General features: G+C 59.7%; 26 protein-coding genes. 14 read left to right on the top strand and 12 right to left on the bottom strand.

What is annotated here, in order from left to right; all coding sequences use genetic code 11:
• Window positions 1-157: 157 nt before the first annotated feature.
• The 4 genes from HY067_00315 to ugpC all read right to left on the bottom strand — a co-directional run bounded on the left by HY067_00315 (window position 158) and on the right by ugpC (window position 4,458).
• Complete coding sequence (locus HY067_00315; GenBank protein MBI3526397.1) at window positions 158-1,027, bottom strand: carbohydrate ABC transporter permease; 870 nt, start codon at window positions 1,025-1,027, stop codon at window positions 158-160.
• A 117-nt stretch (window positions 1,028-1,144) separates the two neighbouring features.
• Window positions 1,145-2,053 carry a sugar ABC transporter permease gene (locus HY067_00310; protein ID MBI3526396.1) on the bottom strand — a complete coding sequence of 303 codons (909 nt, stop codon included), beginning with the start codon at window positions 2,051-2,053 and terminating at the stop codon, window positions 1,145-1,147.
• A 3-nt stretch (window positions 2,054-2,056) separates the two neighbouring features.
• On the bottom strand, window positions 2,057-3,370 hold the full coding sequence (locus tag HY067_00305) for an extracellular solute-binding protein (protein ID MBI3526395.1): 1,314 nt from the start codon (window positions 3,368-3,370) through the stop codon (window positions 2,057-2,059).
• 23 nt (window positions 3,371-3,393) lie between these two features.
• The gene (gene ugpC, locus HY067_00300) at window positions 3,394-4,458 is read right to left on the bottom strand and encodes a sn-glycerol-3-phosphate ABC transporter ATP-binding protein UgpC (GenBank protein MBI3526394.1); all 1,065 of its coding nucleotides are present in this window, start codon (window positions 4,456-4,458) and stop codon (window positions 3,394-3,396) included.
• Window positions 4,459-4,732: 274 nt separating this feature from the next.
• Between ugpC and HY067_00295 the strand changes: the two genes are divergently transcribed.
• The 8 genes from HY067_00295 to HY067_00260 all read left to right on the top strand — a co-directional run bounded on the left by HY067_00295 (window position 4,733) and on the right by HY067_00260 (window position 11,221).
• On the top strand, window positions 4,733-5,473 hold the full coding sequence (locus HY067_00295; protein ID MBI3526393.1) for an SDR family oxidoreductase: 741 nt from the start codon (window positions 4,733-4,735) through the stop codon (window positions 5,471-5,473).
• 210 nt (window positions 5,474-5,683) lie between these two features.
• Window positions 5,684-6,529 (top strand): fumarylacetoacetate hydrolase family protein, encoded by an 846-nt coding sequence (locus HY067_00290; protein MBI3526392.1) that lies wholly within the window; start codon window positions 5,684-5,686, stop codon window positions 6,527-6,529.
• 135 nt (window positions 6,530-6,664) lie between these two features.
• A complete protein-coding gene (locus tag HY067_00285; protein MBI3526391.1) occupies window positions 6,665-7,237 on the top strand; it encodes a DUF4337 domain-containing protein in 573 nt (190 codons plus the stop codon).
• 10 nt (window positions 7,238-7,247) lie between these two features.
• Window positions 7,248-7,838, top strand: coding sequence for a phosphatase PAP2 family protein (locus HY067_00280; GenBank protein ID MBI3526390.1), 591 nt, complete (start codon window positions 7,248-7,250; stop codon window positions 7,836-7,838).
• Between the two features lie 44 nt (window positions 7,839-7,882).
• Entirely contained in the window at window positions 7,883-8,347 is a 465-nt protein-coding gene (locus HY067_00275; protein ID MBI3526389.1) for a hypothetical protein, read from the top strand.
• A gap of 23 nt (window positions 8,348-8,370) precedes the next feature.
• Complete coding sequence (locus HY067_00270) at window positions 8,371-9,168, top strand: hypothetical protein (GenBank protein ID MBI3526388.1); 798 nt, start codon at window positions 8,371-8,373, stop codon at window positions 9,166-9,168.
• Window positions 9,169-9,205: 37 nt separating this feature from the next.
• Entirely contained in the window at window positions 9,206-10,198 is a 993-nt protein-coding gene (gene dusA, locus HY067_00265; protein ID MBI3526387.1) for a tRNA dihydrouridine(20/20a) synthase DusA, read from the top strand.
• A gap of 36 nt (window positions 10,199-10,234) precedes the next feature.
• Entirely contained in the window at window positions 10,235-11,221 is a 987-nt protein-coding gene (locus tag HY067_00260; protein MBI3526386.1) for an aldo/keto reductase, read from the top strand.
• Between the two features lie 109 nt (window positions 11,222-11,330).
• Here the strand turns inward: HY067_00260 and HY067_00255 are convergent, their stop codons facing one another.
• Window positions 11,331-12,194 carry an MOSC domain-containing protein gene (locus tag HY067_00255; GenBank protein ID MBI3526385.1) on the bottom strand — a complete coding sequence of 288 codons (864 nt, stop codon included), beginning with the start codon at window positions 12,192-12,194 and terminating at the stop codon, window positions 11,331-11,333.
• Window positions 12,195-12,275: 81 nt separating this feature from the next.
• On the opposite strand from HY067_00255, the gene HY067_00250 reads away from it, so the two are divergent.
• The 5 genes from HY067_00250 (at window position 12,276) to HY067_00230 (ending at window position 16,493) form a co-directional block, all read left to right on the top strand.
• Window positions 12,276-13,097 (top strand): helix-turn-helix transcriptional regulator, encoded by an 822-nt coding sequence (locus tag HY067_00250; GenBank protein MBI3526384.1) that lies wholly within the window; start codon window positions 12,276-12,278, stop codon window positions 13,095-13,097.
• Window positions 13,094-14,788 (top strand): carboxypeptidase, encoded by a 1,695-nt coding sequence (locus HY067_00245; GenBank protein ID MBI3526383.1) that lies wholly within the window; start codon window positions 13,094-13,096, stop codon window positions 14,786-14,788. Before HY067_00250 ends, HY067_00245 begins: the two co-directional genes overlap by 4 nt.
• A gap of 9 nt (window positions 14,789-14,797) precedes the next feature.
• Entirely contained in the window at window positions 14,798-15,286 is a 489-nt protein-coding gene (locus tag HY067_00240; GenBank protein ID MBI3526382.1) for a hypothetical protein, read from the top strand.
• Between the two features lie 25 nt (window positions 15,287-15,311).
• Window positions 15,312-15,635 (top strand): hypothetical protein, encoded by a 324-nt coding sequence (locus tag HY067_00235; protein MBI3526381.1) that lies wholly within the window; start codon window positions 15,312-15,314, stop codon window positions 15,633-15,635.
• An 87-nt stretch (window positions 15,636-15,722) separates the two neighbouring features.
• Window positions 15,723-16,493 (top strand): sulfite exporter TauE/SafE family protein, encoded by a 771-nt coding sequence (locus HY067_00230; GenBank protein ID MBI3526380.1) that lies wholly within the window; start codon window positions 15,723-15,725, stop codon window positions 16,491-16,493.
• Between the two features lie 8 nt (window positions 16,494-16,501).
• On the opposite strand, the gene HY067_00225 is transcribed toward HY067_00230, so the two are convergent.
• From HY067_00225 to HY067_00205, 5 genes are all read right to left on the bottom strand, one after another.
• A complete protein-coding gene (locus HY067_00225) occupies window positions 16,502-16,972 on the bottom strand; it encodes a DUF2127 domain-containing protein (GenBank protein MBI3526379.1) in 471 nt (156 codons plus the stop codon).
• A gap of 94 nt (window positions 16,973-17,066) precedes the next feature.
• Window positions 17,067-17,414 (bottom strand): DUF3024 domain-containing protein, encoded by a 348-nt coding sequence (locus tag HY067_00220; protein MBI3526378.1) that lies wholly within the window; start codon window positions 17,412-17,414, stop codon window positions 17,067-17,069.
• Window positions 17,415-17,480: 66 nt separating this feature from the next.
• Window positions 17,481-18,707 carry a Na+/H+ antiporter NhaA gene (gene nhaA / locus HY067_00215; protein MBI3526377.1) on the bottom strand — a complete coding sequence of 409 codons (1,227 nt, stop codon included), beginning with the start codon at window positions 18,705-18,707 and terminating at the stop codon, window positions 17,481-17,483.
• Window positions 18,708-19,048: 341 nt separating this feature from the next.
• On the bottom strand, window positions 19,049-20,101 hold the full coding sequence (locus HY067_00210) for an SDR family oxidoreductase (protein MBI3526376.1): 1,053 nt from the start codon (window positions 20,099-20,101) through the stop codon (window positions 19,049-19,051).
• A gap of 117 nt (window positions 20,102-20,218) precedes the next feature.
• Window positions 20,219-21,142: an alpha/beta hydrolase gene (locus HY067_00205; protein MBI3526375.1), complete on the bottom strand. Its 924-nt coding sequence runs from the start codon at window positions 21,140-21,142 to the stop codon at window positions 20,219-20,221.
• A 558-nt stretch (window positions 21,143-21,700) separates the two neighbouring features.
• Between HY067_00205 and HY067_00200 the strand changes: the two genes are divergently transcribed.
• Window positions 21,701-22,267: a phasin family protein gene (locus HY067_00200; GenBank protein MBI3526374.1), complete on the top strand. Its 567-nt coding sequence runs from the start codon at window positions 21,701-21,703 to the stop codon at window positions 22,265-22,267.
• Between the two features lie 266 nt (window positions 22,268-22,533).
• Here the strand turns inward: HY067_00200 and HY067_00195 are convergent, their stop codons facing one another.
• Window positions 22,534-23,556, bottom strand: a complete 1,023-nt coding sequence (locus HY067_00195; protein ID MBI3526373.1) for a Gfo/Idh/MocA family oxidoreductase — start codon at window positions 23,554-23,556, stop codon at window positions 22,534-22,536.
• Between the two features lie 258 nt (window positions 23,557-23,814).
• Entirely contained in the window at window positions 23,815-24,801 is a 987-nt protein-coding gene (gene iolG / locus HY067_00190; protein ID MBI3526372.1) for an inositol 2-dehydrogenase, read from the bottom strand.
• Between the last annotated feature and the right edge of the window lie 307 nt (window positions 24,802-25,108).

Raw genomic sequence — 25,108 nt, 5'->3', positions numbered from 1 at the left:
AGACGGAGGAAAATCAATTCGGTAATAATATAAATGAACATGGGCGAAATTATTCATCCAAGGAGTGAACCTGCCACCGGCAGTCATATCCCGCCGCCTTTCTATCCCCCAGTCGTTCTCTTGTATTTCCTCCGTGCTCTCCGTGGTTCAAGAATCTTTATTCCTTGACAGCGCCCGTCATGCCGGCGACGTAATATTCTACGAAAAAAGAATACATGATCGCGACCGGCAGCGATCCGACCAGTGCGCCCGCCATCAATGCGCCCCAGTGGTAGACGTCGCCTTCCACCAGCTCGGTGATCACACCCACCGGAACCGTTTTGTTCTCCGATGCGGAGATGAATGTCAGCGCATAGAGAAACTCGTTCCAGGACAACGTGAATGCAAAAATCCCCGCCGAGATCAGGCCCGGCACGGCCAGAGGCAGGATAATTTTGGTCAGAATCTGCCAGCGCGTCGCACCGTCGATCAGCGCGCATTCTTCCAGTTCGAACGGAATCGAACGGAAATAGCCCATCAGCAACCAGGTGCAGAACGGGATCAGGAAAGTCGGATACGTCAGGATCAGCGCCCAGCGCGTGTCGAAAATGCCGATCTGGAACACCATCATCGCCAGCGGGATGAACAGGATCGACGGCGGAATCAGATAGGCCAGGAATATCGCCAGTCCGGTCTGGCGCGAGCCTTTGAAGCGCAGGCGCTCGATCGCGTAGGCGGCGAACACGCTCGCCGCCAGCGACACGAAGGTCGCGCTCACCGACACGATGATCGTATTCCACATCCATTTCGGATAGGACGTCCCCAGAAACAGTTTCCTGAAATGATCGAGCGTGGGTTCGTCGACCCAGAACGGATTGCCACCGGTGGACAACAGTTCCGCGTTCGGCTTGAATGACGTGATCACCATCCAGTAGAACGGGAACAGCAACACGAACAGGAAGACGAGCAGGGGAATGTAAACCGTCACCCAGCGCCGGGGCAGAGATTCCAGGTAATGCATCCCTTCGCGCGGCTCAGTGCTCGCCATGTGGGCTCGCTGAGCGAGGGGTGAGGGGTGAGGGGTGAGGGGTAAGTAAGATCAAACGCCCTGTAAGGCATTTGGGTTTCCCCTCGCCCCTCGCCCCTCGTCCCTCTCCCCTTCGGTTCATTTATCACCCCCCCCTTGCTGCCACCTTCTGCGCTGCAAGCCAAAATAACTGAACAGAATCGCCGCCAGCAGGAAGGGAATCATCGCGGTGGCGATCGCCGCACCTTCGCCGAGCGCACCACCGGGAATCGCGCGCTGGAAGGAAAGCGTCGCCATCAGGTGGGTCGCGTTGATCGGGCCGCCGCGCGTCAACACCCAGATCAACTGGAAATCGGTAAACGTGAACAGGACCGAGAAAGTCATCACCACGGCAATGATCGGGGAAAGCATCGGCAGCGTTACATGCCGGAACTGCTGGAACGGCGAGGCACCGTCGATGCTCGCCGCCTCGTACATCGACGGTGGAATGGTCTGCAGGCCCGCCAGCAGACAGATGGCGACGAACGGCACGCCTCGCCAGATGTTGGCGATGATGGTCGACATCCGCGCCAGGTTTGGCTCCCCCAGGAAATTAATGTATTGATCGATCAGCCCCATTTTTACCAGCACCCAGCTCACGATCGAGAACTGCGCGTCGTAGATCCACCAGAACGCAATCGCCGACAGCACCGTGGGCACGATGAAGGGCAGCAGCACGATTGCGCGTACAAAGGACTTGAACGGGATGTTCTTGTTGAGCAGCAGTGCGAGCCACAGGCCGAGCGCAAACTTGATTACGCTCGCTATCACCGTGTAAACAAAGGTGTTGAACACCGACAGTCGGAACACGCTGTCGGTTACCAGATACTCGTAGTTTTCGATGCCGATCCATTCGCCAACGCGGCCTATCTTGGCGTCGGTGAAGCCGAGCCAGACCCCGAGACCCAGCGGGTAAGTCAGAAAGAAAAGCAGCAGCGCTCCCGCGGGCAGCATGAACAGCAGCCCGAGGACATTGCGGTTGTCGAAGAAGCGCGAAACGGCGCTCATGCGTCAGCGGTAGTACCTTTTCGCCCGCTTCTCCGCCTTCTCGATGGCTTCCTTGACGGACAGATTGCCGGAGGCCGCTTCCGCAATCATGTTGACAACGACGAAATCGGCCATGCAGCCGGCGGAGGCGGTACCCATCGTCCCGGCATAGCCGTTCGCCAGCATGTTCTTGCAACTGAACTTGAACGGCGTGTGCTTCGGGTCCACGGTCCAAACCGGATTACGCTCGTAGAAGGTCAGCGGCTGGGTGACGAAGCCGATCGATGCCTTCTGCCATTCCTCGTACTGCTCCTTCTCCATCATGAAGCGCAAGTACTCCTTGGCCGCGTTCGGATACTTCGTGAACTTGAAGATCACGCAGGTGAAGAACAGCGCGCTCATCGTCGGATGGCCGACCGGCCCGACCGGGAACACGGCATGGTTCATGTCCTTGGCGATCTCCTGCATCTTCGGATCGTTCGAGGTCTTCGCCGCGTAATAGATCGAGATGCCGTTGCTGGTCAGGCTGATCTCACCGGACAGAAAGGCCTTGTTGTTGTTCGGATCGAGCCAGGACAGCGTGCCGGGAATGAACGTCGGATAAAGTTCCTTCGCGTACTCCAGCGCCGCCACCGTCTCTTTGCTGTTGATGGCGACCTTGTTGCTCTCGTCCACCAGCTTCGCGCCGAAGGCCCATACCAGCCAGTGACACCAGCCGTTGGCATCTCCGGTCGCATTGCCGAGCGCGAAACCCGCCGGCGTGCCGTTCTTCTTCAGACCCTGGCAGAGCTTCAGGAATCCATCGGTGTCCTTCGGAAATTCCTTGAAGCCCGCCGCCTTCATGTGGCTCTCGCGATAGTTCATGCAGTTGCCGCCCGAGCCTAGCGGCAGCGCGATCCAGCGCCCGCCGCTTTTGCCATACGCCAGCGCGCTCGGGTACCACGGCCCGTACTTCTTGCCGAGGTATTCGCACAGGTCGCCGATTTCGAGCAGCTTGTCCGGATACTGGTGCGGGTCGTCGTTGGTGGAAAGGATGATATCGGGCCCGTTGCCGATGTTGGCGGCCACCGCCGCCTTGGGTCGGACGTCTTCCCAGTTCTCGGCGTCGGTCGTGACTTCGATGCCGGTCTTCTCGGTGAATTTCTTCGTATTGGCCAGCCACTGGTCTTCGTCGCCCTGGACGAAGCGCTTCCAGCGCAATACGCGCAGTTTCGCGCCCGGTTCGGGCTTGAACGACAACTCCTGTGCCATCGATTCGCGCGCCAGCATCGGCGCGCTGAGTGCGGCACCCGCGGCGGCGGATGCCTGCAGAAAATGACGCCGTGTGATTCGAGTCACATCGCCTCCTTATGGATGTCGTTTCAGGCGATCCGGGCACCGGATGCCGGATCGAACAGATAGCTCTTGCCGTCGGTCGGCTTGAGATCGATGGTGTCGCCCGGTCGGAACGTGTGGCGCGCGCGCGATACCGCGGTGATGTCCTGTCCCGCAATGCGGCAATACACCTGCGTATCCGCACCGGTCGGCTCCACCACGACGATCTGCGCCTTCACGCAGGATTCACCGATGTCGAAATGCTCGGGGCGCACACCGATGATGACGTCGCGTCCGTCGGCCTCCCGGTTCGCCGGCGCGGGTAGTACGCAACCCTGTGCGATCTGCACGCCGCGGCCGGCCTCTTCGGTGACGAGTTTGCCGGACAGGAAATTCATCGCCGGCGAGCCGATGAAGCCGGCGACGAACAGATTGGCGGGATGGTCGTAGAGCTCCAGCGGCGTGCCGATCTGCTCGACCTTGCCGCCGTTCATCACGACGATCTTGTCGGCCATGGTCATGGCTTCGATCTGGTCATGCGTGACGTAGACCGATGTCGTCTTCAGCCGCTGGTGCAGTTCCTTGATTTCGGTGCGCATCTGCACGCGCAGCTTGGCGTCGAGATTGGACAGCGGCTCGTCGAACAGGAACACCTGCGGATCGCGCACGATCGCGCGGCCCATCGCCACGCGCTGGCGCTGGCCGCCGGAAAGCTGCCGCGGATAGCGGTCGAGATAGTCGGTGAGCCCGAGGATCTTCGCCGCCTTGTCCACCCGCTCGCGAATCTCTTCCCGGCTTCGTCCCGCCAGTTTCATCGAGAAGGCCATGTTGTCGATGACCTTCATGTGCGGATACAGCGCGTAGTTCTGGAACACCATCGCAATGTCGCGCTGTTTGGGCGGGATGTTGTTGACCACGCGATCACCGATGCGGATCTCCCCCGCGCTGATTTCCTCGAGGCCGGCAATCATGCGCAGCAACGTGGATTTTCCGCAGCCGGACGGGCCGACCAATACCACGAACTCGCCATCGGAGATGGAAACGTCGACACCGTGCACGACCTGGGTGCTGCCGAAGGATTTGCGGACCTGCTTGAGTTCGACGGATGCCATTTGCGCCTACCTGGGGAGCTGCGGACTGGTCTCTTGCGCATCTGCCAGTCGTGCCCCGAGACGGACACCGCGAGCGGGAGGGTTGTTCGTGAGATCCATCGCCATTCCCCTCAGGCTCTGAATAGTTGTAGTTGTGCGGTTCAGTCTAAAGTAAACCGCAGCGCAGCAGCAAGGCCGGTTCCCTCCAGGGGAGGAGAAAGAACCGGCGCGCGCCTGTGGCATACTTACATCCCTTCGGAAGTTCCAAACAGCAATAAATATACAGGGGGAGCGCGTGGCTGGAAGATTGAGCGGTAAGGTTGCATTCGTGACCGCCGCAGCACAGGGTATCGGCCGCGCAACCGCGCTGGCTTTCGCGCGCGAGGGCGCCAGGGTGTGGGCGACCGACCTGAACGAGGCAAAACTCGCTGAACTGAAAGGCACGCCGGGCATTGAAGTACGCAATCTCGACGTACTCAAGGACGCCGAGGTGGCAAAACTTGCGGCAGAAGTCGGCGCCCCGAACGTCATCTTCAACTGCGCCGGTTTCGTGCATCACGGCACCATACTGCAGTGCGCCGACAAGGACTGGGATTTCTCGTTCAACCTCAATGTGCGCAGCCACTACGTCGTGATCCGCAGCTTCCTGCCGAGGATGCTGGAAGCCGGCGGCGGCTCGATCATCAACGTCGCATCGGTGGCGGGATCCATCAAGGGCATCGCCAACCGCTTCGTCTACGGCGCATCGAAGGCGGCGGTCATCGGGCTCACGAAATCCATCGCCATCGACTACGTCAAGCAGGGCATCCGCTGCAACGCCTTGTGCCCGGGCACGGTGGATACGCCTTCGCTGGGCGATCGCATCAATGCATTCGACGATCCGGTGCAGGCGCGCAAGGATTTCATCGCCCGCCAGCCGATGGGCCGGCTCGCGAGAGCCGAAGAACTTGCCGAACTGTCGGTATTCCTCGCCTCCGACGAATCGGTGTTCATGACCGGCCAGGCCGTGATCATGGACGGCGGGATTACTATCTAAATTCTTTTACGCGTTCACCGCGGAGGACACAGAGGAAAGGCCAGACTGAGGGGAAAAGTATCCGATACTAGCTTGACCGGCGGAGGCTATATTTTCCTGATTGCTCGGTTTCTAGAACAGTATTCGATCGGTTCCTCGATTTTCCTCTGCGTCCTCTGCGTCCTTCGCGTCCTCTGCGGTGGGAGTTTCTGGTTTGATTGGGAGATAAAAATGAAACTGGTACGTTACGGAGAAGCAGGAAAAGAGAAACCGGGCATTCTGGACGCGCAGGGCGCGATCCGCGACCTGTCCGGCGTGATCAAGGACATCGACGCGACGACAGTCTCGCCGGAAGGCATCGCCAAGCTGAAAAGCGTGAACGTGGACAGCCTGCCCAAGGTGAGCGGCAATCCGCGGCTGGGTGCGCCGATCGCGAACGTGCCGAAGCTGATCTGCATCGGCCTCAACTACGCCGACCACGCCAAGGAATCCAACCTGCCGATCCCGCCCGAGCCGGTGGTGTTCATGAAGGCCATCACCGCGATCACCGGACCGAACGACGACGTGAAACTGCCCAAGGGCTCGAAGAAGGGCGACTGGGAAGTCGAGTTGGCCTTCGTCATCGGCAGGAAGGCGCAGAGCGTTTCGGAAGCCGACGCACTGAACCATATCGCCGGCTATATGATCTGCAACGACGTCTCCGAGCGCGAATGGCAGCTTGAGCACGGCAGCCAGTGGTCGAAGGGCAAGAGCTTCGACACCTTTGCGCCGCTCGGTCCGTGGTTCGTGACAGCCGATGAAATCGAGGATCCGCAGAATCTGGCCATGTGGCTCGATGTCAACGGCCAGCGCAAGCAGACCGGCAATACCAACACGATGATCTTCGGCGTGAAGAAGCTGGTGTCGTATCTGTCTTACATCTGCACGCTGACCCCCGGCGACGTGGTGAGCACCGGCACCCCGCCCGGCGTGGGCATGGGTATCAAGCCGGCGCCGCAATTCCTCAAGGCCGGCGACGAGATGCGCGTTGGCATCGACGGCCTCGGCGAGCAGAAGCAGAAGGTCTACGGCGGGTGAACCCGCGGGACTCGGGACCGAGGACGCGGGACGGAGTTGCAAAGAGGCGCACTGCAGTGCGCCTCTTTTGTTTGTGCATCCGATTGCGGAATTGGAATAACGCCGTAACACAGGACGAATCGAAGGGAGAACATCATGTCAGAGCAACACATGCACGTGCACGGCGCGCACGATCACGAGGTCGAGCACCAGGCCCATCATGGCCCGGGACTCGCGCAACAGGTGGCGATCTTCACCGCGATCCTTTCCACCATCGGCGCGGTGGTCGCTTACCTGGGCGCAGCGACGCAGAACGAAGCGATGCTGCTCAAGAACGAAGCCGTGCTGAAAAAAGCCGAAGCTTCGGACCAATGGAATTTCTATCAGTCGAAGAGCACCAAGGGTCACCTTGCGGAGCTTGCCTCCCGGCTCACGAAAGAACCGGCGCAGGTCGAGTTCTACAGGAAGGAGATCGGGCGTTACGACATCGAGAAGAAGGAAATCCGCGTCAAGGCGGAGGAACTCGACAAGGAATCGCACAAGATGAACGAGAACAGCGACCATGCGCTGCATCCACTGCACAAGCTGGAGCAGGCGCTGACGCTGATCCAGATCGCGATAGCTCTGGGCTCGATTACGGCGCTGACGCGCAAGCGCTGGTTGTTCATCACGGCTCTCGCTGCAGCGACCGGCGGCATCACCCTGTTCGGCATCGCGTTGGCGCTATAGGAAGCCGGCAATGAAGGAATGGCTGTACGACTGGGGCGGATTGAACGTCGCCCTGTTTCACGCGGTCAATGCGAATCATGCGGCATGGCTCGACCGGCTGATGTTGGCGCTGACCTGGGCCGGCGACCACGATCGCTTTTCGCTCTACCTCGCCGTCCTGACATTGGTAACCTGGTGGCGCTTCGCGCGCGACCCCGCGGGCGCCCGTGCATGGGTGCTGGCGCTCGCGACGTTCTCGATCGGCTATCTGCTCGACGGCGTGCTGGTGATCGGCCTGAAATCCGCCTTCGATTTTCCGCGCCCGCCCGCCGTCCTGCCGGCGGACAGCCTGATTATCGTCGGTCCGCCGGAATTCCGCCACGGCTTCCCCAGTGGTCATGCCTCGTTCGCCACGCTGGTCGCCGCCATGCTCTGGCCGGGGGCGAAGAACCTGGCCACCCGCATCGCGTTGGCGCTCTTTGTAGTCGGAGTCTGTCTGTCGCGGTCCTACCTCGGCATGCATTTCCCGGCCGACGTGTTGTTCGGCAGCCTGAAGTCGCTTCTCGTCGTCATCGCCGTTCGCGCCACGCTGACAAAGCGGATGCCGGCGGCGCGCGGCTGACAGGTTAGGGCTATGATGATGCGATTCTGCTTCGGAGGACAACAATGATCCGCTTTGCCGCGGTTCTGCTATTGAGTACGCTGATTGCCGGCAAAGCGTGGGCTGCGGAGCAGCAGCTCGAGTCGGACGAGTCGGGCATATCGGCGCAGGCGCGCCCGACCTACTCGCTGGACGCCAAGCCCCACATCAACCGTCTCGATTTCGATTTTCGGGCCGGCGAATCGACCGCCTGGCTGAACGCCGATGGCAACTTCCACTTGCACGGCTGGGTGCCGCACCGCGGCCTGCTGTGTGCCACTTACCAGATGGGAGTGCGTTTCGGCATCGGCGCGCCGGGCTGTCTGAACGTCGAGTGGATTTCCGATCCGGTTTACGTCACGTCACAGTTCCAGTGCAACGGCGCGCGCGTGGAGCATATCGGCGGCGACACCGCGCCGGACATTGGCACGCAGATCGCGAGGATCAGTTGCGCCGAACGCGTGATCCGCTGCAGCGGATCATGCAAATAACCATAGCCAGGGAGACACGAGGCATGCAAAACGGAAAAACCGGCAGCGCCATGAAACGCTGGATCGCCATCCTGTTGTGCACCCCGGTACTGCTGCCGGCCATCGCCCATTCGCAACTTTTGGTCAACGGTGGCGTGGAATATTTTCACTGGAACGAAAACACCACGCCCGAGGTCAAGGAGACCGGACCGATGTTCACCTTCGGGCTGGCGTATTCGCAGGAGCGCGAAGCCGGAGCGCTGTTTGCCTATCGCGGGAAAATCTGGGGCGGCTCGGTCGACTACGAAGGCGCAACGCTGTTAGGGGGCACGCCTCTGCTTTCGACCACCAATTACGAAGGCATCAACAACGAAGTGCAAGTGCGTTGGCGCAAACCCGGGAAAGTCGGAGGCAGCCTCGATGGCGTAGTCGGGTTGGGCCTCGACCTCTGGCGCCGGGAACTGACGTCGGTGCAAAAGGAGGACTACGCCATCGGTTACCTGCGCCTCGGCGTGGAGTCCGGCGCGGACTACAACGGGCAATGGTCAGTCGGCCTCGGCATCAAGCTTCCCTTCTGGACGTACGAGAATGCGCATTTGGAGCAGATCGGATTCGACTCGAACCCCATCCTGCATCCCGGCAAGGAGCTCTCTCCTTTCGGCAGTCTGGGCTATCGCTTCACCGAAAAACTGCAGGTGACGGCCTACTACGATGGCTTTCGTTTCGGTAAATCCAAGAACGTGAACACCAACGAAGTTGCCACGGGGCAACCGATCATTGTGTTCCAGCCGGCATCGGACATGTCGATATTCGGGCTCAAGCTCGAATACCGGATGCGCTGAGCCTGCGCTTCGCCGGCTTGCCGCGCCCGCGCACCGCATGACGTCGCTCGACCACCGCCTGTGCACGGCGCCGATGATGGACTGGTCGGACCGGCATTGCCGCTATTTCTTCCGGCAGCTTTCCAGGCACGCCGTGGTTTACACTGAAATGGTCACGACCGGCGCGCTGATCCACGGCGACGTCGAACGGCATCTGCGCTTCGATGCCGCCGAGCATCCGGTTGCGTTGCAACTCGGCGGCTCGGATTCCGCAGAACTCGCACACTGTGCCCGTATGGGCGAGCAATACGGTTACGACGAAATCAACCTGAACTGCGGCTGTCCTTCCGAACGCGTGCAGCACGGCGCCTTCGGCGCCTGCCTGATGGCCGAGCCGCAACTCGTTGCCGATTGCGTGAAGGCGATGCGGGACGCGGTTTCGATACCTGTGACCGTCAAGCATCGTCTCGGCACCGATTCGATGGAGGCTTACGAATTCGTGCAGACATTCGTGGCGACGCTCGCCCACGCCGGCTGCGAAACCTTCTTTGTCCACGCCCGCAACGCAGTGCTCAAAGGTCTCTCGCCAAAAGACAACCGCGAGATGCCTCCGCTGAAATACGACTACGTCTACCGCCTGAAGCGCGATTTCCCCGGGCTGCGCATCATAGTGAACGGCGGCGTGAACACGCTGGAGGCAATCGACCCGCACTTGTCGCAGGTCGATGGCGTCATGCTCGGACGCCTGGCCTATCACGATCCTTACGTGCTCGCGCAGGCCGGCGTACGCCTGTTCGGCGAACCGCCGCGATCGCGTTCGGCGATCGTCGACGCAATGTTCGACTATGCAACCGATCAGGTGGCAAGCGGTACGCCGGTGCGTGCGATTGTCCGGCATATGCTCGGGCTCTATCATGGCCAACCGAATGCGAGAATCTGGCGGCGCATGCTGTCGGATGCGAGCTTGCTTGCCGCCAATCGTCCCGGCCTTCTGCTCGACGCCATGCAGGCGACCGAAAACGGTGCGGCCATGCTCGCCGCAGTCGCCTAGTCAGAGTCAAGGCCTTCCCACAGAAAGGAAATCGCGATGGAATACGTGAATCTCGGCAGCACCGGCCTGAAAGTCTCGCGCATCTGCCTGGGCTGCATGAGCTATGGCTCGTCGAAATGGCGCGACTGGGTGCTCGACTACGATGCGTCGAAGCCTTTTTTCAAGCGCGCGCTGGAACTGGGCATCAATTTCTTCGATACCGCCGACATGTACTCGGACGGCGAAAGCGAAGTGGTCACCGGACGGGCGTTGAAGGAGCTCGGCGTATCGCGGGACAAGGTCGTCGTGGCGACCAAGGTGTACAACCCCATGGGCAAGGACCCCAACCAGAAGGGGTTGTCGCGCAAGCACATCATGCATGCGATCGACAACAGCCTGCAGCGCCTCGGCCTCGATTACGTGGACCTCTACCAGATCCACCGCTTCGACCGCAGAACGCCGATAGAAGAAACGCTGGAAGCGCTGACCGACGTCGTCAAGGCCGGCAAGGCGCTCTACATCGGCGCCTCGTCCATGTATGCGTACCAGTTCGCAAAGATGCTGCACGTTTCGGATACGAATGGATTCTCGCGCTTCGTGACGATGCAGAACCATTACAACCTCGTGTATCGCGAAGAAGAACGCGAGATGAATCCGCTGTGCCGCGAGGAAGGCATCGGGCTGATTCCGTGGAGCCCGCTGGCGCGCGGCTTCCTGGCCGGCAATCGCACCAGGGAGAGCTGGGGCGCGACGACGCGTGCGAAGAGCGACGATTTCGCGCACGACATGTACTACGAAGACTCGGATTTCGAAGTCGTCAAGCGGGTGACGGAAGTCGCGAAGAAACGCGACGTGCCGAATGCGCAGGTGGCGATTGCGTGGCTATTGCGGCAACCCGGCGTAACCGCACCCATCGTCGGCGCCACCAAGATGCAACACCTCGAGGATGCCGTCGCCGCACTATCCGCCAAACTGACCGAAGACGAACTGAAGTCTCTCGCCGAGCCTTACAAGCCACACCCCGTACTCGGCAATCTGAGCTGAGTCACCTCACCCCCCCGCCCTCTCCAGTTAACTGGAGAGGGAGCTTGATGCACGACGTCAGTACAGTAACTTTATTTATCACCCTCTCCACCTTTTGGGGAGAGGTGCGCTAGATCGCTTCCACCGTGTCGCCAACCTTGATCGCCCCCGGAGTCGTTACCACGGCGTAGGCGCCGACATTCTGTTCGGCGTCCTGAACAATCGTGCGCAGAACGGACTTGTCGAACGGCAACCCCGTCTGCTCGCGAGTGGTCATGCCACACCGCGGCGTCGGTCCGGGACAGGCGATGGTCAGCTCCCCGATGCACAGGCTCTTGCCGATCCAGCCGTTCTCGACCAGACCTTCGGCGCCTTTCACCGGTTCCACCACGAAGTTCGGCCGGAAACGGCGCACGTCCCAGTTCGCTTTTGGATTCTTCTTTGCCAGATACGCGAGCGACGAAGTGGTCAGAAAGTGTAGCGGGGTCACGTCGAAGTACATGCCGGGAAAAGACGTGAACTCGATGATCTCCTTGGGGAACTGCTCGAGCGCGGGAAACGGCTCGCCGGGTTCGCGCTGGAAGATCTCCTGCAGCTCGGCCATGAACTCTTGCTCGTTCATCGGCCGCCGCCGGTAGTGGTCGAGATCGGTCGGCGGCTGAACCGGCCACAGCGAGGTCGGCTTGCCGACCAGCTTGGACAGCTTGGCATTGACAGCCGGATCGTCGCTCGCGGTCTTCGATCCGTCGGGCAGGGTGATGTCGACATGCGGGGTCGCAGCGCCGTCCGGCTCCTTGCGGAAACGCGCTTCGCAACGCATCAGCACAGGGAATCGTTTTGCGCCCTGGATTTCCTTGTCGTTGTCGTTGCGCATGGCCCAGACGCGATCACCGACGATGCCGATCGGACCGATCGTGGCGCGCGCCATCGTCTGTCCTGCCATGGATTTGACCGGAAAACGCCAGATCTCCTTGATGGTACCGACGACTGCCATTTCATCCCTCCTCTTCTGTTATCGTAACGAGTGAAGGTCGTCGATCCAGGACGGACGAACGATCCATGCCGGAGTCTACGAATGCCCGAGACCGATCGCTTGTACGAACCTGCTGCGCCGCACGCCCTGCTCTGTGTCGGCGGCGGCAAGACGCTGTATATCGGCTCGCTGGAACAGGTCGACTGGCATTTTCATGGCGCGCCGGTATTCATCGCCGGAATAACGGGCAACTTCCGCTTGCGCATGCCACGCGGAGAATGGACGACCTGTCGTGCGGCGGTGATTCCGGCAGGCGTCAAACATGCGCTCGATCTCGGCGGCGAACCGCTCGCGGTTTTCTATCCCGAACCGAACGTCGCCGGCATGTCGGTGCTGACGCGCTTCGGACGCGGCTGGGACGAGCACGAGCGGATACTGGTTGGAAAACACGCCGAACTCGGCACATTCCGCAAACTCTACGAAGATGCGGCCAGCGTGCACTGGAGCGGTGAAGCCCTCGACGACCTGCTTGGCTTCGCCCTGCGCCGCGACGGCGGCAACATCCTCGATGCGCGGCTCGCGCGAGTCGTCGCATGGCTGGACCGGCATCCGGATGACCTGACCGGCGCCGAAAAGCTGGCGAACTCGCAAGGCCTATCGTCGTCGCGCTTCCTGCACTTGTTCAGTCAGCAGATCGGGGTGCCCTTCCGGCGCTACCGCATCTGGAACCGCGTGCGCGCCGCGATGAAGGTCGCATTGTCGGGAAGCAACTTTACCGATTCCGCCATGACCGTGGGCTTCACCGATTCCGCGCATTTCGCGCACTGCTTCCGCAAAACTTTCGGCGTGACGCCCTCTTACGTATTCCGCAAAATCGGGCGCGCCGGCGCGATGCCTGGATCCCGAATCGCTCTGCGCACATGACCGCAATCCGCTTCGACACCTACTATCGCTATGACGATCTCGTACGCTTCCTGACCGATTGGGCGGGGGCGCATCCGGGGCTCGTGCGGCTCGAGCCGGTGGGAAAAAGCTACGAAGGCCGCGAGATCTATGTCGTGCGGGTCACCAATTACAAGACGGGGCTCGACACCGACAAACCAGCGCTGTGGGTGGACGGCAACATCCACGCCACCGAAGTCGCCGGTTCGATGGCCTGCCTGCATCTGCTGCATCGCCTGATTACCGGCTACGGCAAGGACGCGGACATCACGCGTTGCCTGGACACTCGCGCGTTCTACGTGTGCCCGCGCGTAAATCCCGACGGCGCCGAATGGGCGCTGGCCGATGTACCGAAGCTGATCCGCTCCAGCACACGCCCGTATCCTTACGACGAAGAACCGGTCGGCGGCCTCAAGCGCGAGGACATCGACGGCGACGGCAGGATCCTGTCGATGCGCGTACCCGATCCGAACGGACCGTGGAAACTATGCGAGCAGGACTCGCGCATCCTCGTGCGCCGCGATCCGGTCGAGAGCGGCGGCCGCTACTACAGGCTGCTGCCCGAGGGCCGCGTCGATGACTTCGATGGCGTCAACGTCAAGCTTCAGTCGCGCAAGGAACGACTCGACCTCAATCGCAACTTTCCGGCGTTCTGGCGCGCCGAGCACGAGCAGATGGGCGCCGGCCCGTTTCCGACTTCCGAACCGGAGATCGCCGCGGTCACCGGCTTCATCGCCCGGCATCCGAATATCACCGGCGCGATCGCTTTTCATACTTACAGCGGCGTGCTGCTGCGCCCCTATTCGCATCTCGCCGACGAACAGATGCCGCCGGAAGATTTATGGACCTTCCAGAAGATCGGCGAGAAGGGCACGCAGATCACCGGCTACCCGGTCGCGTCCTCGTATCACGAGTTCCGCTATCACCCCAAGGAAGTCATCACCGGTGATTTCGATTCCTGGATGTACGACCATCGCGGGGTATTCGCGTGGACGGTGGAAATCTGGAGCCCGCAACGGCAGGCCGGCATCACGGATTACAAATACATTGACTGGTATCGCGAACACCCTGTCGAGGACGATCTCAAGCTGATGAAGTGGAACGACACCGTACTCAAGGGCAAGGGCTTCGTCGACTGGTACGAGTTCGATCATCCGCGGCTGGGGCGCGTGGAACTGGGCGGCTGGCAGAGTCTCTATACCTGGAGCAACCCACCGCCGCATCTGCTGGAAAAGGAAATCGCGCCGTTCTCGCGCTGGCTGACCTGGCATGCACTGATCTCGCCGAAGCTGGAGATTCTCGAAGCGACGGCGACATCGCTCGGCAACGACACCTGGCGCGTGCGGCTCGCGCTGCAGAACACCGGCTGGTTGCCGAGCTACGTCACCAGGATGGCGAAGAACAAGAAACTCGCACGTGGCGTGGTCTGCGAAATCGAACTGCCGGAAAAAGCGCGGCTTGAAACCGGCAAGCAACGCGAGGAGCTCGGCCAGCTCGAAGGCCGCGCCTACAAGACGGCTGCGGCCAATACCTGGGCCGGATCGAGTGCGGACGAGACCGACGACCGCCTGAAGGTCGAGTGGGTGGTGCGCGCGCCGAAAGGCGCGGTGATCAAACTCATCGCCCGCCATGAGCGCGCCGGCACCGCGATCGCGAGCGTCACGCTCGACTGAGGTTTCCGCGTGACGACGTCCAGGAGCATAGCCAATACGATCGGTTTCGCCTTCGTCGTCGCGGGCCTCCCTCCGCTGGCGCTCGCACTCGGCTGGTTGACCGTTCCCTCGGAGAACCTCCCCGTTCCGCTGTGGGCGATGGGCTGCGGCGGTGCAGCGCTTGCCTTTGCCGGGTTGTCGCTGCTGGTTCCGGAATCGCTTTCGCGGCCGCGCGGTTTGCTGGCTGCGTTGTCGATCACCGCGCTGGCGACCCTCTTCGACTGGATTGCCTTCGGCCGTGTTCACGGCGGCTGGCGCTTCATGCTCGACTCGCTGATGAACGCGCTCGCCCTGCGCCAGAATGCGGCGCACGACGTCGTGGTTTTGTTCGCCGTTCTGCTTACCCTGCTCGCCCTGTGGAGCTGGATGCATTGGGCCCGTCATATGGTGGAACGCGATGCGGGAACTCCCCTGAAAAACGCCGGTCGTAAACGCAAGATGCAGGAAAGCGTCGAATGAACATGGCAGGTATAAGGAGAATTTCATGAAATCCAAAGCAGCTTTGATCGGTTTCATCGCAGCCGGCACCCTTTCAGTCCTGGCTGCGTTCGCAACAACCGCAGCAAGCGCGGCGGATAAGGATCAGAAATACACCAAGGAAGAATTCAAGTCCGACGTCAAGGCGGCGGGAAAAGGTATAAAAGATGCGGCCGTGGACGTCGGCCATCAGGTCGGCACCGGCACCAAGAAGGCCTACCACAGTGCGAAGACCAAGATCAAAAAAGACGTGAAGAATGGCAAGCCCGGCGATGGCAGCATCGCCAGGAAGAACGAAGCCGCTCCGACCGCCACCGAAGGCCACAAATAGGTTCCGGCTTTACCTTAAGTTCTTCAGGAGTCCGTATCATGACCGGCATCCCGATGGGATGCCGGTTTTTATTTGCACAGGACAAGGATGATCACCGATCCGCTCTTCTATGCGCTCGCGATACCCGCGATCCTGATCACCGGCATTTCCAAGTCCGGGTTCGGTGGCGCGATGGGCGGACTTGCCGTGCCGCTCATATCACTCGTCATCCCGCCGGCAGAAGCGGCCGGCATCATGCTGCCGATCCTGTGCACGATGGATGTCATCGGCCTGCGCCGGTTCGCGGGAGCCTTCGACTGGCCCAACCTGCGCATCATTCTTCCCGGCGCGATCGCGGGCATCGCACTCGGTACGCTGTGTTTCGGACTGCTCAACAAGGGTTGGTTGCTGCTGCTGGTAGGCGCCATTGGAGTCGGCTTTCCGCTGCTGAACTGGAGCGGCCTCGCGCGCCGGCAGCAGCCGGCCGGCGTGTCCGTCGTGAAGGGCGGGTTCTGGTCGGCCCTGTCGGGTTTCACCAGCTTCATCTGCCACAACGGCGGCGCGCCGCTGCTGGTCTACCTGATGCCGCAACGCCTGGAGAGAAAACTCTTCGTCGGCACCACGGTGATGTTTTTCCTGGTGGTGAACTACGTCAAACTGGTGCCGTATTATTTCCTCGGCCAGCTTCACACCACCAATCTGCTCACGGCGCTGGTGCTGTTGCCGCTGGCGCCGGTCGGCGTGTACATCGGTCTGTGGATGCAGCATCGCATCACCGACAGCACGGTTTACCGCTGGGCCAATATCCTGCTGTTCGCCACCGGCTGGAAACTGATCTGGGACGGGGTGTCGATGTTGAGGAAGCTGGGCTTGTTCTGAGCCAATGGTCAGGTCGCATCGGCCGGCCCCGCGGGGCGCGATCGGTGCAAGGCAGCGACCATCAGGCCGATGACGAGGATATTCGCCGCCAGCGCACCGATGGAGATCCAGGTGACGCCTTTGAACAATTCATAGACCTCGAAGGGCAGGTAGATTCCCGCGCTCAGGGCGGCAAACCATTCCGCCCAGCGCCTTCCCAGCCACAAGCCGTAGGCCTCGACGAATCGCACTATCGCATACGCTGCCGCCAACGCAGCCAGCATCCATAAACGCGCATCCGTGAGGTTTTCAGAGGCGTCCAGGAAAATGCGCGGGAATCGGCTCGCCGCATTGAGATGCAAATGCGCAACCACCTGCTCCGCGAATTGCTCGATGTCGCGATGGATAAAAGCCAGCAAGCCGAATCCCGTCAGCAGGACCAGCGCACCCTTGACCGCTTCGTACACCGCAATGGTCCGGAGCGTCTTAGCCAGCCGCATGAGCGAGATCAGCGAGAAAAGGTTTCACTCGCCCTCCGAAAAGAACCGATATGCAATTAACCAAGCCCGATCCTCATGGCACTAAGTGGCGCTGTCAGCCGAAGAAGCATGCGTGCTTGTCCTCCTGCACAAGTTGCAGGAAGCCTTCAAGCGTTGGAACCTCTGGCGCCGGATCGTAGCGGTGCCACTTTAGATCGGCGCGCTGCCAGAACACTCTCCAGACGTCTTGTGCCTTCACGTAAGTGGCCTTCGCAAACGCGTGTTCAAACTTTTCATGCGGCCTGTCGAAGCGTGGCCGGACCTCAAAGAGCTCAACGCTCTGGCCGGCAACGCGAAACCCCAGATCCAGCTTTGGCCGTACGTGCGGTTGGGGCCGACGCTTCTCAATGAACGCGCCGACTATGCGTTCGAACCGCTTACGTTCAAATTCGCTCAGCGCCATATCCGCGCCATATAAATTTCCCGTTCAGCGGCGGGCGGCTTCTTGCCCGTCCACTGGAACGGATAGCTATGCGTCTTCACTGCCTTGTCTCGATTGCTTCAAATCCATTGTGTCCATATTGCTGTCCGTCGCTTCGAGCTTGCCCAAAAGTTTGAGCCATAGAAAGCCGACTGTTCCCGCCGTCAGCGAAGCTAAAAGAACTGCCATTTTCGAGGCGTTTATTGTTTCCGTATTGCCGGAAAAAGCGAGATTCGTAATGAAAATTGACATGGTAAATCCAATGCCGCCAAGAATCCCGGCGCCGGAAATATGCCGCCAATTCAAATCGGGGGGCAAGCGGCATAGGCCGCTGGCAACGGCAACGAAACAAAGCAACGTCACACCCAAAGATTTACCCACAATCAAACCGGCGGTGATGCCGACGCTGTTCGTGCTCGTCATGTTTTGCATCCACTCCGCGCCTACAACGATACCCGTATTTGCCAATGCGAAAATCGGCAAGATGATGAACGCAACGGGTTTGTGTAAAAAATGTTCGAGCTTGTGCGAGGGTGACTCTTCGTCGTCGTCTTTAGCGGAGAAGGGGATTGCAAAGGCAAGCATAACACCGGCAATCGTCGCGTGAACGCCCGACTTAAGCGTGAGAAACCACATCAACGCGCCGCCAAGCAAATAAGGAACGAGGGACATTACCCGGAAGAGACGATTCAACGCAATGAGCAGGGTCCAAACTGCCAAGCCACCAACAAGATACCCCACCGAAAGTTGCGCCGTGTAGAAAGCGGCAATAATGACGATCGCGCCCAAATCATCTATGACGGCGAAAGCCACGACAAACACTTTCAGCGACGCGGGAATACGATTGCCGAGAATGGCCAGAACCCCAAGAGCAAACGCGATGTCGGTCGCCATCGGAATCCCGATTCCGGCTTGCGTTGGCGTCCTCGCATTGAGCGAGAAATGAATCAGAGCCGGTGCGACCATTCCGCCGATGGCCGCAAAAATCGGAAGAAGGGCGTTCTTGAAGTTCGACAGTTCACCGACGTAAAGCTCGCGTTCGAGTTCCAGGCCGATGAGCAGAAAGAAAACAGCCATCAGCGCATCGTTTGTCCAATGCTCAAGGCTAAGACCTCCGACATGCGTCTGCCACAAACTCAAATAATCCGCGCCGCTTGAGGAATTGGTAATCAAGAGCGAGATTACGGTGCAGACAGTCAGCAGAATCCCGCTCGATTTTTCCGAGTCGAAAAATTGTTGGAACGTGTTTGACAAGCTTCGCTGGACTATGCCCATCGTCGTCTTTAGATGATTGCGGGATCAGGCTTGGCTAATTGCATATCGGTTCTTTTCGGATGGCGAGTGAGACCGAACAATTTATGCAATTGACCAAGCCTGAGCCATCTTCCACATTTTCTCGCTTGTTCATCTTTTCAATCTCTTGACAAAAGCGCGGCTTGAGCCGAATTGCCACTCCGAACGCATGATACCCGCGAGCGGGAAATGAAAGCGGACTCGGAAATGGCAAAGGGTGAATTGCGAGGTCAGGTGAATTGCGGGGTTACAGGGAATTGCGGAGTCAGGCTGGCAGAATTGCATTATTTATGCGCTTATGCAGGCCTCAACATCCCGCCACTTTACGGAATGATCTTGTTTTGGCGAAACTCGCCGAACAAGCGCAAGAACATTTCCTCGGTATCCAGCGCTTCGCACCAGCCGACGCTACGCGCCTTGACCATGTCGGAGACGACGTCCCATTCCGCTGAGAACACGAAGTCGCCGAATTTCCACGCCGCGATTTCCTCGAAGCGATACGGCTTGAGACCGTGCTTCTTTACGATGCGTTCCCAGACCGGCGCTTTGTCCGCCATGAACTGCTCCAGATTGATATGGCGCTGCGGCCCGACTTCCATGCCGAAAAACTGCGCGATCCTAGGCCACAGGCTGCTCCAGCGGAACAGGTCGCCGTTGGTGACGTTGACCGCCTGATTCGCGCATTGCGGACTGGTCGCCATCCACACCATCGCCCGCGACAGCAGCGCCGAATCCGTTGCCTGGTACAGCGTGTGATAGTTCCCGGGTTTGCCGGGATGCGACAGCGGCAGACCGAGTTCCTTGCATATCGCCGCGTACACCGCGATCACCATGGTCAGATTCATCGGGTTGCCAACTGCGAAGCCGCAGATCGTATGGGGCCTGATCGCCGACCAGGTCCAGCGCTTGCCCCGCTGGCGCTCCTCCAGAAAATCCTGCTGGTCGTAGTAGAACATCGTCTGCGAAACGCGCGGATCGCCTTCCTTCGCCGGCGTCTTGTACGGGCCGAGGTGGCTGCCGTACCACTTGCTGCCCTCGACGAGATTGATGTGCCGCAGATTTGCGGCGGCCGGTTCGATCGCATCCACCAGGTTCCTGAGCATGCCGAGGTTGGCCGCGACCGCCTCCTGCGGTGTCGGTTTTTCGAGATATGCCGCAAAGAACACGTGGCTTATGTCTTTCAGGCGTGCCAGCTTTCGCTGGCAGTCCGTCGGATCCGCCAAGTCTGCCGCGAGGTGCTCATATTTTCCTTCAACGTCGGGCGTGCGCCTCGAGACGGCGACGATGTCCCAGCCGCCGGTTTGAACCAGATGCTTCAACAAGTACCGTCCCACCACACCGGTTGCACCGGTTATCAATGCCGTTCTGCCGCCCATAATCCCGATTTCCAGTTATGCAACCGCGACCGGACCATGCTCGTATCTTTGTATATTGCAAAGGCATTGCGCGGTCCGGCCCGTGAGGATGCCCCCAAGAGCCGGACCCGTCCAATTTCACCCCATGAATTCCCTCACCAGCCGATTAAATTTATCCGGGTTCTCCATGAACATGAAGTGATTGCCGCCTTCGACTTCTTCGAAGATTTCCACGCGCGAGTTGGGAATCTGCGTGCCTACCCACTGTTGCGAGCGCCATCCGACGAGGCTCGTCTTGGCGCCGACGATGAGCGCTGGAATGTTAATCGTGGGCAGCATGTCGCGCCAGTCGTTAGTGGCATGGTCGAACAGCAGACGCGCCGCATAGGGCCGGGGGAACTTGAGGTTCTGCTGGATCACCCAGTCCACCATTTCTTTCGGATAGGCCTTGGTGAACATGCCACTGATAAAGCCCTCGGTGGTCTTTATACCTTCGGGACCGGCAAGTGCGTTGGTAACATTCCAAAGAGCATCCTTGTCGAGAATGCCACCGGCGTCGATTTTTTCCTGTTCGCTCCAGATCGGGTTGATCGAAATCATCGGCATTTGATCGATCAGTATCATCTTGGAGATGCGTTCCTTCCCGAACAGCTCCCAATAGCCCCAGATCACCGAGCAACCCATCGAATGGCCGGCTAGCGTCACGTTGCTCAGATTATTGGCGATCAGGAACTCGTTTACGTCCTTTGAAAGACGGTGAATTCGATATCCGTGAGTCGGTTTCTCGGATTCGCCGTGCCCCCGCATATCCAGGGCAATCACACGATACCGGTCGCTCAGGCCCTCGATCTGGTACTTGAACTGTGCAGCCGTCTGCGACCAGCCGGGAATCATGACCAGCGGCTTGCCGGAGCCGGCCTCGATGTAGTGCAGACGGTAGCCGTCGTTGGTGGTGAAGTATCCTTCCTTGGTGTCCGCGGCCCAGCACTGGGCAGCGAGGAACGATGCAAAAACGAGAGAAATGCTCGCGATGGCGCGTGCCGTGCTAACACGGGTGAACATGGTCTCCTCCTCCGGTGATTTATCTATCTTCTTGATCGCCGAGGCTTTCGCCCCGGGGGAAAATAGCCTACAGAATCGGAAGATTTGCGTCAATTGATCGACCGGGACGCAGGGCGTCCGGGCGCGGGCTGCGAATAGAAATAGCGGCAGACTCCACTTACCACTTCAAATAGAGGCGGATTCAACGTCGCTTTTCATGCCACTGCCTCCTGTCGCTGATGGAGGTACTTCTGAAAGCCGGAAAACACCTAGCCAATCTCGTCCGGCTTGCCAAGATCAGCCACGGCATCGGTGGGCTTCCCCTGTTTTCACGGACACTTTGCTAAGCCTGCGAAGCGTCTTTCGAATTCAATCGGGCTGATCTGACCCGGTCGTTCCTTATTATGGATCCGCACGCATCTATCGTGGTGCGGCCGACAAAGAATCTGCGCAGATATGGTGCGACTGATTTCGGCTCAGAATGAGTTAACGTATTCAATGCTAGAAATAAAGTATCTGGCATGGCTTATGCGCCGTACTTCGGATGTCTAAAGAATCCCTGAAGATTAATACGGCACAATGGTTAGCATCATTCCTCGACGCGAGCAATGGGCCAGCGCGAACCAGGCATACCTGGAAGCCCTGTCCCAGGATACCGATTTACTCCTTGCGGCAACCGATGATTTTGTCGCGCTCAACATCACCGCGAAAAAATCTGCCCTGAAGGACAGCGTGGCTCACGCCAAGTTGCTGCTCGATGTCAAAGATGTAAGAGAACTTATCACCTTACGTCGCCAAAGTAGTTACCCCGGCTTCGAGAAGACGGTGGCATACGGTTGTGTGTTCTATGACCTGATGGCTCAACTCCAGGCTCAGGCATGGCGGCTAGCCGAAATCAGATTCAGCGATTTAGTTGAACCACTTACCAAATCCACGAATTCAGCAGATTCCGGTTCCAATGCGGATTCGGATGTGGCGAGATCTTTCATGGGCCTTGCTCAATTCTCACTCGACGCGATGAAAAGCAGCGGCAAGCAGCTTGCGGCAATGACGGAGCGGAACGTGGCGGCGATGACCATCGCGTCAGTCCAGATCAGCAATACCGCGAAGAATGCGGTTGAGGTTTTTCTTCCCGAGCAACCATGAGCATGCCCCGACTCCGCGGGTGGCACAGCCGCGCGGGCAAGCTAGGGGATTCGCGGATGCTCATTTCCGAGCGGCCGGGACGGCAAACTCGAAGCGCGTGAAGGGCGCCGCGAAGTGACGGGATGCAAGGCTCCTCCCCTTTATCCAAGGGTTTCTCTTTGGTAAAGGTTCAACCCCGGTGGTAACCCCACCGGGGTTTTTTTTGGCCCCTTTTCCCGTGTGAATCAACAGATCAGCCCTTCCGCAAGACGTCTACCGACGGGACACTACTCGACATCCACCGCCCGTCCGCTGCGCAGCGACTGTGTGAGCGCACTACCGATGCGTGTTGCCTCGGTCGCGTCGCGCAGCGTCAAGGGCAGCGGCAGATCGCCCAGTACGGCATCGACGAAGGCCTGCGCTTCGAGCTGGAAGGCTTCGGCGAAGCGCTCGTAGAAAGTCGGCGTGCATTCATTGCGCACGCCGTGCGCATCGGAAATCTCGACCCGGTCGATGCGCGGGTTCTGCCCGACCATGAGGCGTCCCTGCGTGCCGATGATCTCGGACAGGGTTTCGTGGCCGTGCGCCATCGTCCGCGACGCGTAGAAGCACGCGATCTGTCCGTCGCCGAACTCGCAAATCGCCACGCCGTTGTCGACGTCGCCGCATTCGGCGAGGCCTTGGTGGATGGCGATCGTTCCGGCCGCGTAGACGCGCTTGGCGCCGCCCGCGCCGAGGAACCAGCGCGCGACGTCGATGTCGTGGACGCTCATGTCGAGCATGGCGCCGCCGCTGGTCGGCGCGAAGCGCACGAAGAATCCACTCGGATCGTTCTGGTCGGCGGTCTGCGAACGCACCAGGAAAGGCCGGCCGATCAGGCCCGCGCGAACCTTGTCGTAGGCGTCGCGATAGCTCGGATCGAAGCGGCGCACGAAGCCGATCATGACCTTCTGCTTCGGATACTTCGCGGCTTCCTGCTCGACTTTCAGGCAATCCGGAATGTTCAGCGCGAGCGGCTTTTCAGAGAACACATGCTTGCCGGCCTGCAGGCCCTGGATGATCTGGTCGGCATGCAGCGTGGTCGGCGTCACCAGGAACACCACATCGAGTCCCGGATGCGCAAGGAGATCCTTGTAGTCCCGGTACAGATGTTTGACGTTGAGATTTTCTTTGGCCCATTCGAGTTCGCCTGCGACGGGACTGCAGGCCGCTACGAGTTGGGCACCGAGGGTGCGATACGCGAGATTCTGGGCATGGCGCTGTCCCATGCGTCCGATGCCGGCAATGCCGATGCGAAGTGGAGCATTCATCGTTGCGATCTCCTTAAAAAACATACTGCAGAACATTCACCACGGAGGACACGGAGGACACGGAGAAAAAACAAGTCGAGGGAAAGCAGATCGGGGTTAAGAGCAGAGTAACTGTTTGCAGATCTACGTCGCCAACTTTCACCGTGAAGGATCATCGGCCCCGGGAGCATTGCAATCCGAACATTTTCCTTGCAGTTGCCCTTCTTCCGTGTCCTCCGTGTCCTCCGTGGTTCACACTTTTCGAGCCTTACACAAGAGTTATAGCGTGACGATGCGGCCTTCTTGCCAGGAACGCGTCGCCGCGTCGGCGAGTTCAAGCGCCTTTACGCCGTCCTGCAGCGTCGTTCGCACCGGCTTGCCGTGGGTCAATGCGTCGAAGAAATGCGCAATCTCGAGCGCGTAGGCGGCACGATAGCGCTCGAGGAAGAAATGCTCCGGCTTATCCTCGCTCACGCTTACGGCGGTATGCGCAAAAACTTCCGTCGGCTTGTGGTTGCCTGCCTGCAACTGCCCCTTCGCGCCGAGCACTTCGAAGCGCTGGTCATAGCCGTAGGCGGCGCGGCGCGTGGTGTTGATCTGGCACAGGCGGCCGGTTTTGGTGCGGATGGTAACCGCGGTGGAATCGATGTCGCCGGCTTCGCCGATTTCCTTCTGCACCAGGCAACTGCCGGTGGCGTACACGCTCTGCGCTTCGTCGCCGAGTATCCAGCGGAACACGTCGAAATCGTGGATCAGCATGTCCTTGAAGATACCGCCGGAGACCTTGATGTAGCTGACCGGCGGCGGGCCCGGATCGCGGCTGGTGATGATCAGCATTTCCGGGTTGCCGATTTCTCCGGCATCCAGGCGCTGCTTCAATGCGGAGAACGTCGGATCGAAGCGGCGCTGGAAACCGATCATGCACAGCACGCCGGCCTTTGCGACGACGTCGATGCATGCGCGCGCCCGCTCGAGCGCGAGATCCACCGGCTTTTCGCAGAAGATTGCTTTCCCGGCCGCGGCCGCCCGCATGATCAGGTCGGCATGCGTGTCGGTGCTGGAAGCGATGACCACCGCTTTCACCGCCGCATCCTTGAGTGCCGCCTCTGCATCCACAACCTTGGCACCATGCTGCTGTGCCAGCTCGCCCGCCGCAGCCGCGCTCACGTCCACCACGTACCTGAGCTTGACCCCGGGTTGCGCCGCCAGATTGGCGCCGTGGATCTTGCCGATGCGCCCGGCACCGAACATCGCCACTTCGATCATGTCTCCTCCCTACTAGTGTCCCGTTCCGATTGCTGCATTGCGATGCGATCGGAGCGTCGTACAGGGTCACGGAAGATTGTACGAAGTTTTGGTCAGGGTGGAAAATGGGGGTAGGCGGATACCCTCGCTATAGCGTGGAGTACCCTTTTAGGAAACCTCGAAACTCACCACGAAGCAACTGCGTTCAAAGTCAAACTTCTTGTGGGTTTTTCCACGGTTGATTGGACTTGAGCATGGCATTAAGGATGATCAGCATTTTGCGCATGCAAGCGGTAATCGCCACGTAATGATGTTTGCCCGCGTCGAT

This window comes from Betaproteobacteria bacterium (assembly GCA_016194905.1).
In the GTDB taxonomy this organism is placed as follows: domain Bacteria; phylum Pseudomonadota; class Gammaproteobacteria; order Burkholderiales; family JACQAP01; genus JACQAP01.
Note: the sequence above shows the minus strand (reverse complement) of the source record. Positions and strands in the feature narration are given on the sequence as shown.